The 12506-nt window shown below is 70.4% G+C and carries 10 protein-coding genes; 5 read left to right on the top strand and 5 right to left on the bottom strand.

Going from position 1 to position 12506, the window contains the following annotated elements; translation table 11 throughout:
- Positions 1-76: 76 nt before the first annotated feature.
- Both ABIC50_RS01385 and ABIC50_RS01380 read left to right on the top strand, forming a co-directional pair.
- Positions 77-811, top strand: coding sequence for a DsbA family oxidoreductase (locus ABIC50_RS01385; protein ID WP_354161193.1), 735 nt, complete (start codon positions 77-79; stop codon positions 809-811).
- Between the two features lie 346 nt (positions 812-1157).
- Positions 1158-1946, top strand: a complete 789-nt coding sequence (locus ABIC50_RS01380) for a sulfite exporter TauE/SafE family protein (RefSeq protein ID WP_354161192.1) — start codon at positions 1158-1160, stop codon at positions 1944-1946.
- Between the two features lie 516 nt (positions 1947-2462).
- On the opposite strand, the gene ABIC50_RS01375 is transcribed toward ABIC50_RS01380, so the two are convergent.
- Positions 2463-4550 carry a D-(-)-3-hydroxybutyrate oligomer hydrolase gene (locus tag ABIC50_RS01375; protein ID WP_212083187.1) on the bottom strand — a complete coding sequence of 696 codons (2088 nt, stop codon included), beginning with the start codon at positions 4548-4550 and terminating at the stop codon, positions 2463-2465.
- 248 nt (positions 4551-4798) lie between these two features.
- A complete protein-coding gene (locus tag ABIC50_RS01370) occupies positions 4799-5164 on the bottom strand; it encodes a BON domain-containing protein (RefSeq protein WP_006759602.1) in 366 nt (121 codons plus the stop codon).
- 464 nt (positions 5165-5628) lie between these two features.
- On the opposite strand from ABIC50_RS01370, the gene ABIC50_RS01365 reads away from it, so the two are divergent.
- From ABIC50_RS01365 to ABIC50_RS01355, 3 genes are all read left to right on the top strand, one after another.
- On the top strand, positions 5629-7092 hold the full coding sequence (locus ABIC50_RS01365) for a TAXI family TRAP transporter solute-binding subunit (protein WP_175711995.1): 1464 nt from the start codon (positions 5629-5631) through the stop codon (positions 7090-7092).
- 91 nt (positions 7093-7183) lie between these two features.
- Positions 7184-7822 carry a 2-hydroxychromene-2-carboxylate isomerase gene (locus ABIC50_RS01360; RefSeq protein ID WP_006752404.1) on the top strand — a complete coding sequence of 213 codons (639 nt, stop codon included), beginning with the start codon at positions 7184-7186 and terminating at the stop codon, positions 7820-7822.
- A gap of 68 nt (positions 7823-7890) precedes the next feature.
- Positions 7891-8838 (top strand): LysR family transcriptional regulator, encoded by a 948-nt coding sequence (locus tag ABIC50_RS01355; protein WP_126227245.1) that lies wholly within the window; start codon positions 7891-7893, stop codon positions 8836-8838.
- A 42-nt stretch (positions 8839-8880) separates the two neighbouring features.
- Here ABIC50_RS01355 and ABIC50_RS01350 read toward each other — a convergent pair whose 3' ends face one another.
- From ABIC50_RS01350 to xdhB, 3 genes are all read right to left on the bottom strand, one after another.
- Positions 8881-9282, bottom strand: a complete 402-nt coding sequence (locus tag ABIC50_RS01350; RefSeq protein WP_105832631.1) for a polyketide cyclase — start codon at positions 9280-9282, stop codon at positions 8881-8883.
- Between the two features lie 96 nt (positions 9283-9378).
- On the bottom strand, positions 9379-10041 hold the full coding sequence (gene xdhC / locus ABIC50_RS01345; RefSeq protein ID WP_354161189.1) for a xanthine dehydrogenase accessory protein XdhC: 663 nt from the start codon (positions 10039-10041) through the stop codon (positions 9379-9381).
- 84 nt (positions 10042-10125) lie between these two features.
- On the bottom strand, positions 10126-12489 hold the full coding sequence (xdhB, locus tag ABIC50_RS01340) for a xanthine dehydrogenase molybdopterin binding subunit (RefSeq protein ID WP_354161186.1): 2364 nt from the start codon (positions 12487-12489) through the stop codon (positions 10126-10128).
- Between the last annotated feature and the right edge of the window lie 17 nt (positions 12490-12506).

Raw genomic sequence — 12506 nt, 5'->3', positions numbered from 1 at the left:
CGCGCCAGGCCATGACGGAGCGTCGAAGCATAAAGTGATATAGTCGCGGTTACATTTATTTGCCGCCCTACCGCCCATGACGACCACCCCTGCCCCGACTGCCCGCCCGACCCTGACCGTCGAGATCTGGTCCGACCTGATTTGCCCGTGGTGCTGGATCGGCAAGCGCCGCTTCGACGAGGCGCTCGCGGCGTTCGCGCACGCCGGGCACGTCGACGTCGTGCTGCGCGCGTATCGGCTAATGCCGGGCCAGCCGGTCGAGCCGGTCGAGGCGATGCTCGCGGGCAAGTACCGGATGTCGCCCGCCCAGGTCGACCAGATGCTGCGCCAGGTGACCGACGCGGCCACGAGCGTCGGGCTCCACTACGACCTGCCCGGCACGTCCGTCGGCGACACGCTCGACGCCCACCGGCTCGTGAAGCTCGCGGAAGCGACCGGCCGCGCCCATGCGCTGACCGAACGCCTGTACCGCGCGTATTTCTGCGAGCACGGCTCGCTGTTCGACCACGCGGCGCTGATCGACTTCGCGGTCGAAGCGGGGCTGGATCGCTCGGCCGTCGAAGCCGTACTGCGCAGCGACGCATACCGTGACGAAGTCGAGGCCGACATCGCGCGGGCCGCGCAGATCGGCGGACGCGGCGTGCCGCTGTTCGTGTTCGGCGGCCGCTACGCGGTGTCGGGCGCGCAGCCGGCCGACGTGTTCGCGCAGGCGCTCGAGCAGGCGTGGCGCGACGGCGCGATCGTCGAATTCGCCGGCGACGACGCGGCCGCGTGCGGCCCCGACGGCTGCGAACTGCCGCCGCGCGGCTGACATCCGGGCGTCGGGCGCCGCGCGACACGCGCGGCCGCTACGCGTCGCTCCTGCCATGAACCGGCAGGAAGCGCGCGCGAATGATGTCTGCCATTCAGCCTCTCAAAGCACTATCAGAAGGCTGCCGGGCCACCCGCTCGCGGATACCGGCGCGCGGCCCTGTCGGGCCCGGCGCCCGTTCAAACGCACGTTTTATCCACCGCGAACGGGCCGCCCGGCAGCCCTTCCCGGCCGATTTTTAACGTAGTCGTACACCAACGCGCCACTTTTGCGACAATGGCGGACTTTGAATGCGCGCGCCGCAGCCGCGCGCCACCGCCGAACGTCGCATAACCGCCTGCTTCCGATGTCGCTCCCCCATATCGATCTGCTGTACTCCCTGTCCGGCCTGTTCGTCGGCATTCTCGTCGGCCTGACGGGCGTCGGCGGCGGTTCGCTGATGACGCCGATCCTCGTGCTGCTGTTCGGCGTCCACCCCGCGACGGCGGTCGGCACCGACCTGCTGTACGCGGCCGCGACCAAGGCGACCGGCACGCTCGTCCACGGGCTGAAGGGGTCGATCGACTGGCGCATCACCGGCCGGCTCGCGGCCGGCAGCGTCCCGGCCGCGGCCGTCACGCTGTGGGTGCTGCACACGCACGGCGTGAATTCGCCCGGCACCGCGCGGATGATCCAGCTGGTGCTCGGCATCGCGCTGCTGCTCACGTCGCTCGCGCTGATCTTCCGTCCGCAACTGACCGCGCTCGCCACGCGCAACCCGCTCGCGCCGAGCCCCGCGCGCACGCTGTGGTCGACCGTGCTGACGGGCGCCGTGCTCGGCGTGCTCGTGTCGATGACGTCAGTCGGCGCCGGCGCGATCGGCGTCACCGTGCTGCTGCTGCTGTACCCGGCGCTGGCGACCACCCGCATCGTCGGGTCCGACATCGCGCATGCGGTGCCGCTCACGCTCGTCGCGGGCATGGGCCACTGGCTGCTCGGGTCGGTCGACTGGTCGATGCTGCTGTCGCTGCTGCTCGGCTCGCTGCCCGGCATCGTGCTCGGCAGCCTGCTGTCCGCGCGCGCGCCCGAGCGGCTGCTGCGCAACCTGCTCGCCGCGACGCTCGTCGCGGTCGGCATACGGCTCGTGCTCGCGTAACGACGCGGCCGGCGGTTTCCGCGCCGCGGGACGCGCCGCTTGCGGCGCCTCGCGCGCCGGCACCCTCTCCATAAAAACACAGCCCGACCGGCCTGCGCCGATCGGGCTGTCGTCCATCCGGCGCCACGTGAACTCGCCCCGCCCGGCGCAAGACCAGGGCGCGCCGGCCGCAACGCGACGCTTACCGCCCCTGCTGCTTCAATTGCTGCTGCTTGAACTGCCGCGTACACGCGTCCAGCATCAGCACGCGCCGCAGCGCGGTCCGCGGCGCGTCATTCAGGTCGATGCCTGTCTCTGTCAAGCGTCTGCACAAGGTGTGGGAGTCGATGCAGCGCTAGCGCCACGGCGGGCTCGCCGGTCCCCCAGCTCATCTGGCCCGACGTGCAGATGTCGGTCATCGCCGCCAGATCGCCGGCGGCGGCGTATTGCCGCCGCCGTTGTTCGCGCGCCGGTCGGGTCGGGTGGCTGACGTGTGCATGACAGGCCGGCTTCATCAACCCGGTACGGCGAATGCCCTCAGAGCGGCACGTCGATCGCGCCGGCGCCGGCCGTGATCGCGTTCGCGCCGGGCGACGTCGCGATCGGCGGCAGGTTCGCGCTCGTCAGCGCGGGCGCGGCGCCCGGCGTGCCGCCGCGCGGCACCGTGCGGATCACCTGCGACGGCGGCAGCGCGGCGCCGTTCTTCAGATGGCGCCACATCAGGTTCAGCGCCTGCACGTTGTAGTAGTGGACCGGCACGAAGCGCGTATCGAAGCCCGCGACGGGCAGGAACGCGTCGAAGTGCTGCCCGTTCGTCACCTCGTAGAACACGAGCTGGCTGCGGCTGCCTTCGCTGATGCTGTTCTGCGCGACGTACGCGCGCGACGCGTGGTTCACCGGCACGAGCGCGTCGCTGCGGCCCTGCACGATGATCGCGGGCTTGCCCTGCAGGTTCGCGTTCACGCGCACGGCGTCGACGTTGGCCGGCATGCCGAGCATCCCGTTGGTCCACAGCTGGCGCAGGCACAGCGCGCCCGCGAAGCTTGCGTCGGGGGTCGCGAGCCGGTGATCGACGCCCGCGCCCGTGTTGAACACGAGGTCGATGCCGCCCGTCGGCGGCACGCCGTTGCCGACGCCGAAGATAGCCGGCATCGGCGACGCGGCGGGCGCCGCGACCGTGCCGGTCGGCGCGCTGGTGGTCGCGAAGCTGAAATTGCACAGATTGTCGGTCACGCGCGAGCGCGTGTACGCGTTCGCATAGGTGACCGCGATCGCCGGAATCGCCTGCGAATCCCACATCGACGCCTGCAGCAGGTCGGAATCGGCGAGATAGCCGGCCGCATGCAGCTGCGCGAGCGCGTCGGCGGCCTGGCTCTGCGTGTCGGCGCCCGACACGAGCCCCGCCGCGGCGAGCGTCGCGCAGCGCTGCGTGCGGATCGACTGCGTGGTGGCGGCCGGCAGCCCGCTCAGGTACGGCTCGCCCGCGAGCGACGCAGACGCGGCCGCGCACGGCTGCAGCAGGTTCGCGAGCGTCGCGTAGTCGGCCAGCGGCCGGCCGAACGACGGCGCCGGCTGGCCGCCCTCGCGCACGATCGCGTTCGGCGACATCCGCACGTTGACCTGCGGCTCGCCGACCACGACCGCGGTGATCCAGCGGCGCGTGTCCTGCTCGGCCGCCGCGAGCGCCGCACCGCCGCCGTTGCTGACGGACGCGGCGATCGTCGTGATGTCGCCCGGGTGGTAGCGCACGCCGTGATGCGAGCTGTCGAGCACCGGCCCGAACTGCTCGTTGAGCGCCCAGTACGCGAATTCGACCGCCTGCAGCGTCGCGTGCCCCCAGTCCTGCTCGGGATTCTGCTGCGAATGCGCGTGCTTGAACGCGTAGCGGTTCGGGAAGCGGCCGTTGAACGCAGCGAGGTCGCCGCTCGTCACGTTCGCGGTAAAGAGGCTGGCATTGCCGGCGAGCACCGCGTTGGCGAGCGTGCCGTCGATCAGCGTGATCGTGTCGGAGCCGAGCTCGTGCGCGCCGTTGCCGCCGCCCTTGTCGTTGTATGCGACCGCGCAGCCGCGCTTGAGGCCCCACTCGCCGGCCGCCGAAATCGCGCCGTACACGCCACGCGAACCCGACGACGTCGCGGTGACGATGCACGGCTGCTTGGGATCGAAGCTGGCGGGCACCTGCACGAGCAGCGTCACGTTCTTGCGGCCGCTGCCGTCGTCGGAGTACGCGAGATATTCGGTGCCGGGGATCTTGCCTTCGCCGAGCGTGGCGTTGCCGTCGAGGTCGACGTTCGGCCCCCAGAAGCGGCCGTAGCCGCCGTTCGCACTCATGTCGACGAGCGCGCGGTAGTTCGACCAGATCGCGAGCCGGCGCAGCTCGGCGCTCGTCGGCCGGGACGGATTCGCGAACGCGGGCGCCGTGGAGGCGAGGCCCGTCTTGCCGAGGCCGGCCGTCAGCAGGTCGTCGCTCGTGCCGTCATAGGCGGTCGTGCGCACGCTGCCGGACACGAAACCGGGCAACCGGTTGCGCTCGCCCGAATCGGCGTCGTTGCAGCCGCCGAGCAATGTGAGCGCGGCCAGCGCCGCGCCGAGAAGAATCCGAGTGCCCCACCCGTGCGTCGTCATTGCCGCCCCCTATCAGTATGGATATCGCTATCGCTGCGCCGCTGCGTCGTGCGCGGCTCGCGGCCTGTCGGGAAAACACCGGGCCGCTCCTGATATTCCGCCCCGAAGGCAGTCCCCCTGGGAGATGCTCTCCCTGAGGGCTGGCGCGCAGCGACAGCTGGGGCACGCTGCGGCGCAAACGGGCCCCGGCATGCCGGAGCCCGTCTGAAAGCAGGCGCGGGCGGCGCTCGCGCGCCGCCCGCCCGGCATTATTGCTGCTGAACCGTCAGCTTGTTCGAGACCGACGTCACGCCGCTCACGCCCTTCGCTGCCTCTTCCGCCTTGTCGATCTGTGCCTGGTCGGGCACCGTGCCCTCCAGCGTGATCGCGCCGCCCTTCGAGCGCACGACGAGGTTCGCCACGTCGATGCCGCCTGCCTTCGTGATTGCCTTGCGCACCGCGTAGCCGAGCTTGCGGTTCGCCTTCTTCGCGGTCTTGGCCGCCGCCTTCGGCGAGCTCGCTGCCGCGGCCGGCGCTTCGGTGGCCGCCGTATCGCTGGACTGCGCGTATACGCTGCCCGTCAGACAGGCCGCCACGGCCGCAACACCCAACGCTCTCAACACGATCGACTTCATGCTATCTCCTTGTAACTCCTGAACGGCCGTGCACAGTACGGCCGGATACCCCCAATGGCAGCCGGCCCGCGCGCGAACGGGCGGGACGGCCGATGATTTCCACGGCGATGCGAGAGAGGCGACACGGGCCGGCAACCGGCGCGCGCGAGTGCGGGCCGGCCGGGCCGGGCAGCCGCCGGCCGGACGCGCCCGGTCTCATTGCGTGCCGGGTCGCGCGCGAATCGGGCGCGGCTGCGTCGCACAATGTAATCCAGCGCCCGCCGAAGCGCAAAGCTTTTGACGCGCGGGCGAGCGCCGCCGCACACGACCGGCCGTCGTGGCCGGCCGGGCAAGCCCGCGCGACACGGCGGCGGATTCGCGCACGTCAGGGGAAACCGGGTACCATCGCCGCCAGAACATGCATCGCGTGCAGCGTCCGAGCCCGCCGTCAGCGATGCGTCACGCCCGTGTCATCCGCCGCCGCCATGAAGCCAGCCAGCCCTCGCCCGCCCCGCCGCATCCTCGCCCGCTTCGTCGCGGTGTCGTGGCGCGACCTCGCGCTGTCGATCGGCCCCACCGTGCTGCTCGCGGGCACGGCGGTCTGGCTCGCGGTCAAGCTGATCCAGCCGGCGCCGCCGTCCACGCTCGTGATTTCGTCCGGGCCGCCCGGCAGCACCTACTGGAACGCCGCGCAGAAATACAAGGCGATCCTCGCGAAGAACGGCGTCACGCTCGACGTCGAGTCGTCCGAAGGATCGGCGCAGAACCTCGAGCGGCTGTCGAACCCGAACGCGCCGGTCGACGTCGGCTTCGTGCAGAGCGGCATCGGGCCGAAGGAGCGCGACGAGCATCTGGTCTCGCTCGGCAGCATCGGCTACGTGCCGCTCGCGATCATGTACCGCGGCCCGATCGTCGCCCGCCTGTCCGACTTCAAGGGCAAGCGGCTCGCGCTCGGCGCGGAGGGCAGCGGCGCCCGCGAACTGAGCCTGGCGCTGCTGAAGATGAACGGCATCGTGCCGGGCGGCGCGACCGAGCTGCTGCCGACCGCCGGCGAGGACGCCGCGACCGCGCTGCTCGACGGCAAGATCGACGCCGCGTTCCTGTCCGGCGACTCGACCCAGATTCCGGTGATGGCGAAGCTGTTCCGCGCGCCGGGTGTGCACGTGTACTCGTTCACGCAGGCCGAGGCGTACGCGCGGCGCTTTCCGTACCTGACCGCGATCACGCTGCCGATGGGCGTCTACGATCTCGGCCGCAACCTGCCGCCCGCCGACATCCACACGGTCGCGCCGACGATCGAGCTGGTCGCGCGCGACACGCTGCACCCCGCGCTGTCCGACCTGCTGATCGAGGCCGCGCGCGAGGTGCACGGCCACGCGACGATCCTGCAGCACGCGGGCGAATTCCCGTCGGCCGTCACGCGCGGCTTCCCGCTGTCGGACGACGCGGCGCGCTACTACAAGTCGGGCAAGACCTTCCTGTACCGGCGGCTGCCGTTCTGGGTCGCGAGTCTGGTCGACCGGATGCTCGTCGTGCTGGTGCCGCTGATCGTCGTGCTGATTCCCGGGTTGCGGCTGGTGCCGTCGCTGTACGGCTGGCGCGTGCGTTCGCGCATCTACCGCTGGTACGGCGCGCTGATCGCGCTCGAGCGCCGCGCGCTCGGCGAGCACACGGCCGAGGAGCGCGTACAGCTGCTCGACGAGCTCGACGATATCGAGGAAGCCGTGAACCGCATGAAGATGCCGCTCGCGTACGCGGGACAGTTCTACGTGCTGCGCGAGCACATCGGCTTCGTGCGCGAGCGCCTCACCGCGCACGAGCACGACGCCGCGTCGGGTACGTCCGGCACGTCGGGTACGCCCGGCGCCGGGCCGCCCACGACGGCGCGAACCGCGGAAGCGTCGCCGCCGGCCGGCGCGCCCCCCCGGGCGACTCCCGGTTCCGCGTAAGCGGCCGATCCGCGATCATTGCTGCATCCGCGCCACCGCGCAACATGAAGGCCGCCGCCAGGCGCGCACGCCCCACCCTCTGGAGATCGCCATGACAACCGGCCTCGATACTGCCCAACCCGCGTGGTTCTACGACTTCGTGTCGCCGTTCTCCTACCTGCTGCTCGAACAGCTCGACAAATGGCCGGACGTGCCATTCGAACCCGTCGCCGTGTCGCTGCTCGACCTGCAGCGCCACTGGGGACAACGCCCGAGCGCCGAAGTACCGGCCAAGCGCGTGTTCACGTACCGCCACGCGCTGTTTCGCGCCGAACAGCTCGGCATCCGCTTCAAGATGCCGCCCGCCCATCCGTTCGATTCCGACAAGGTGCTGCGCCTCGCGCTCGCGCTGCGCGCCGATATCGCGACCGTGCTGGAAATGTTCCGCTTCATCTGGCACGACGGCAACGATCCGTCGACGCCGGACGGCTTCGCCGCGCTGTGCGAACGCGTCGGCGTAAGCCACGGCGACGAGCTGATCGAATTCGAGGAAACGAGCGCGCAGTTGCGCCGCAACACCGACGACGCGATCGCGCTCGGCGTGTTCGGCGTCCCGACCTTCTGGATGAACCAGCAGCTGTTCTGGGGCGAGGACGCGCTGCCGATGGTGCTGTACTGCGCGCGCACGCCGAACTGGCTCGAGTCGCGCGAGGTCAAGCGGATCAGCACGCTGCCGAAGGGCCGCGTGTGATGGCCGGTATCACGCACGGCGACGCGCGGCTGCGGTAAGGTTACGCTTCCCCGAACCCGCCCGCCCCGATGGAAGACGACGACCGTACCGCCTCGCTCGATATCTGGCTCGTGCGCGTATTGCGCACGCTGCTGCTCGAGCGCAGCGTCACGCAAGCCGCGCTGCGGCTGAACCAGACCCAGCCCGCGATCAGCACCGCGCTGCGCAAGCTGCGCGAGACGCTGAACGACCCGATACTCGTGCGCGGCAAGTCGGGGATGGTGCCGACCGAATACGGCGCGTCGCTGCTCGGTGCGGCGTCGCGCGCGCTGCGCGAAGTCGACTTCATCGCGACGCCGCATGGCGACTTCGATCCGTCGTCCGCGCGGCGCACGTTTCGCGTCGCCGCGCCCGACTATCTGAACGATTTCTTCATGCCGACGCTGATCGAGCGCTTTCGCGACGCGGCGCCGCATGCGCATCTGGAAATCGATTCGCTGAATCCCGCGCTCGACCACGCGGGCGCGCTCGAATCGGGCGCGCTCGACCTCGTGATCGGCAACTGGCCGAAGCCCGACCCGCACTTCGCGCGGCAGGACCTGTTCTCCGACACGATCGTGTGCCTGATGCGCGACGCGCATCCGCTCGCCCGCGAACCGCTCACGCGCGAAGCGTACGCGTCGGCCGCGCACGTCGCGCCGACGCCGTACACCGGCGACAAGCGCAACGCGATCGAGATCGGCCTCGCACGCGCGCGCCTCACGCGGCGGATCGTGACGACGCTGCCGTACTTCGGGATCGTGCCGCAGGTGCTGCTGCAGTCGGACCTGATCTTCACGACGACGCGCCGCTTCGCGACGCACTATGCGCAGCTGCTGCCGCTCGTCGTCGTCGCGCCGCCCGTGCCGTTCCCGCGCATCAAGAGCTACCTGCTCACGCACCCACAGCCCGATCGGCCGACCGACATCGCGTGGCTGTGCGCGCTGATGCAGAGCGTGTCCGACGAGCTGACGGCCGCGCGCGGCCGCAAGCGCTGACTCGCGCGGGACGGCCCGCACGCGCGCATGCGACGCGGCCGCTCAGGCCGTGCAGAAGGTTTCCTGCAGATGAGTCCAGCGCACGACGCCTGCCGCGTCGCGTTCGAACACGGCGGTCGCGCGACGCGCGGGCAGTTCGCCCGACGCCGCCTGCTGCGCTTCGAGATAGGTGAGCACCGCATGCGACGCGTCGGCCGCGAGCACGCGGATATCCGACAGCGCGATGCGCAGCCCCGGCTTCGCGCCGCCCAGCTTCGCGAACAGCGCGCGCGTGCCGTCATGGTCGAATACGCGACCGTCGGTCATGGTCATCGTGAAATCGGCGGAGAAAGGCGCGAGCAGCGCATCGAGCGCCGCGGGCGCGGTATCGGCGCCGGACAGCCAGCGCTCGATGGCGACGAGGCTCGAATGGAGCGCGTCGAGATAGACCTGATGATCGGACATGGTACCTGCACGAAAGACGCACGGCCCGATGCCGCGCGATCCGTGCAGTGTAGGCAAAAACGCGCGAGCGCGCGTCGGGTGCAGCGGCCCTCGTCGTTACCGCGCGCAGCTTACGTCGTCGCGCACGCGGCCGGCCGCGGTCGCCTTCACATCGGCCACCGGCATCCCCGAGCGCGCCTGCAGCAATTCCGCGCAGACGGCCACCGCGATCGCGCCGGGCGCCTTGTCGACGATGCCCGCGATGCCGATCGGGCACACCATCTCCGTGAGCCGCGCCGGATCGACGCCGCGCGCGGCGAGCCGGCGCTCGAACTTCACGCGCTTGGTGCGCGAACCGATCATCCCGAAGTACGCGAAGTCGCGCCGCCGCATGATCTGCGCGGCGAGCGAGAAGTCGAGCGCGTGGTTGTGCGTCATCACGAGGAAGTACGCGCCGGGCGGCGCGGCGTCGACGACGGCCTCCGGCGTGTCGGTCGGCTCCGGCTGCACGTTCGGCGGACATTCGTCGGGGAACAGTTCGTCGCGCGTGTCGACCCACTGCACGACACACGGCAACGCGCCGAGCAGCGTGACGAGCGCGTGACCGACGTGCCCCGCGCCGAACAACACGATGTGCATCGGCGGCGGCGCGGCGCTCGCGCGGTTGCGCCGGCCGGTGCCTTGCGCGAACGTCTGCGCGGGTGACGCGCCGCACGCGCCGTCGCACCCGGCGGCGGGTGCATGCGACGCGGCATGTGGCGACGGAGCGGGTCCGTTCATGTCAGCCTCCGCCGGGCCGCCCCAAGGAAGCTGACCGCTCCCTCGGAGAGCAGCGATCGAAGTGGGCATGGGCGTCGTTTCATCTCAACCTGCCCGCGCGGCGCTCGCCGCCCGCACCGCGTTCACCGCACGCAGGATCGACTCGCCGGTGGCCGGCGCGTCGAGCGGCGGATTCACCTGATAGTCGCCGACCGCGGCAATGGCGTCGCGCACCGCGAAGAACACCGAGAACGGCAGCAGCAGCGGCGGCTCGCCGACGGCCTTCGAACGATGGATGCTGTCCTCCACGTTGCGGTTCTGGAACAGCCGCACGTTGAACTCGGGCGGCGTGTCGTTGACCGTCGGGATCTTGTACGTGGACGGCGCGTGCGTCATCAGCTTGCCGCCCGCGTTCCACCACAGCTCCTCGGTCGTGAGCCAGCCCATCCCCTGGATGAACGCGCCTTCGACCTGGCCGATGTCGAGCGCCGGGTTCAGCGACGCGCCGACGTCGTGCAGCGCATCGACGCGCAGCGTGCGCATCTCGCCCGTCAGCGTATCGATCACGACTTCCGACACGGCCGCGCCGTACGAGTAGTAGTAGAACGGCCGGCCCTGCAGCTTCGACTGATCCCAGTACAGCTTCGGCGTCGCATAGAAGCCGTCGGACCACAGCTGCACGCGCGCGAGATACGCCTTCGCGATCACCTCGCCGAACGGCACGCTCGCGCCGCCGCCCCACACGAAGTCGTTGCCGAACTTCACGTCGGCCGCATCGACCTTGCCGTCGCCGAACTGCTTCGCCGCGAACACCGCGAGCCGCTCGCGCAGCTGGCGCGCCGCATCCTGCGCGGCCTTGCCGTTCAGGTCGGAGCCCGTCGACGCGGCCGTCGCGGACGTGTTCGCGACCTTGCTCGTGTCGGTCGCCGTCACGCGGATCCGGCCGAAGCGAATGCCGAGCTCGTGCGCGACGACCTGCGCGACCTTCGTGTTGAGCCCCTGCCCCATCTCCGTGCCGCCGTGGTTCACGAGCACCGAGCCGTCGGTGTAGATGTGCACCAGCGCGCCGGCCTGGTTGAAGTGCGTGACGTTGAACGCGATGCCGAACTTCACCGGCGTGAGCGCGATGCCCTTCTTCAGCACCGTGTTGCGGGCGTTGAATTCGCGCACGCCCGCGCGCCGCGCGCGGTAGTCGCTCGTCGTCTCGAGTTCGCCGAGCAGCTCCTGCAGCACGTTGTCCTCGACCGTCTGCCCGTAAGGCGTCACGTTGCGTTCGGTCTTGCCGTACAGGTTCGCGTAGCGCACGTCGAGCGGATCGCGGCCGAGCGCGCGCGCGATGTCATCGAGGATGTACTCGATCGCGAACGCGCCCTGCGGGCCGCCGAAGCCGCGGAACGCGGTGTTCGACTGCGTGTTGGTCTTGCCGCAGTAGCCGGCGATGTCGACGTCGCCGAGCCAGTACGCGTTGTCGAAGTGGCACACCGCGCGCGTCATCACCGGGCCCGACAGGTCGGCCGAGAAGCCGCAGCGCGACGTCATCTCGAGCGCGACGCCGTCGAGGCGGCCGTCGTCGTCGTAGCCGACGTCGAAGCGGTAATGGAAGTCGTGCCGCTTGCCGGTGATCATCATGTCGTCGTCGCGGTCCGGGCGCAGCTTCACCGGGCACAGCAGCTTCCACGCGGCGAGCGCCGCGCAGCATGCGAACAGGCCCGACTGCGATTCCTTGCCGCCGAAGCCGCCGCCCATCCGGCGACATTCGACCAGCACGTTGTGCGACGCGACGCCGAGCACGTGTGCGACGAGATGCTGCATTTCGCTCGGGTGCTGCGTCGAGCAGTACACGTGCATCCCGTCGTCGTCCTTCGGCACCGCGTACGCGATCTGCCCTTCCAGATAGAACTGCTCCTGGCCGCCGAGCAGCATCTCGCCCGACTCGCGATGCGGCGCGGCGGCCAGGCGCGCGGCCGCGTCGCCGCGCGCGAGCTTCAGCGGCGGGATCACGTAGGTTTCGGCCTGGCGCGCTTCCTGCGCGGTCAGGATCGCGGGCAGCTCCTCGTAGTCGACCTGCGCGCGGCGCGCGGCGAGCCGCGCGATGTCATGCGACGTCGCGACGACGATGAACATCGGTTGGCCGACGAACTGCACGATGCCTTTCGCGAGCACCGGGTCGTCGTGGATGATCGGGCCGCAGTCGTTGACGCCCGGGATGTCGTCGGCCGTGAACACGGCGACGACGCCCGGCGTCGCGCGCACCGCGTCGAAGTTCATCGACACGATCTTCGCGTGCGGCTTGGCCGACAACCCGAGCGCCGCGTGCAGCGTGCCGGCGACGATCGGGATGTCGTCGGTGTAGGTCGCGCGCCCGCTCACGTGCAGATGGGCGGATTCGTGCGGACGCGAGATGTGCACCTGCGCGGCGTCGGCTTGCTGGTCGAGGGTGTTCAGGAACGGTTCTGCTTGCTGGTTCATGTTCGGTGTTCTCCGTC

Origin of the sequence: Burkholderia sp. 567, assembly GCF_040545115.1 — a bacterium.
Lineage (GTDB): Bacteria > Pseudomonadota > Gammaproteobacteria > Burkholderiales > Burkholderiaceae > Burkholderia > Burkholderia ambifaria.
The sequence above is the reverse complement of the archived record's forward strand: the minus strand, read 5'-3'. Positions and strand labels throughout refer to the sequence as shown.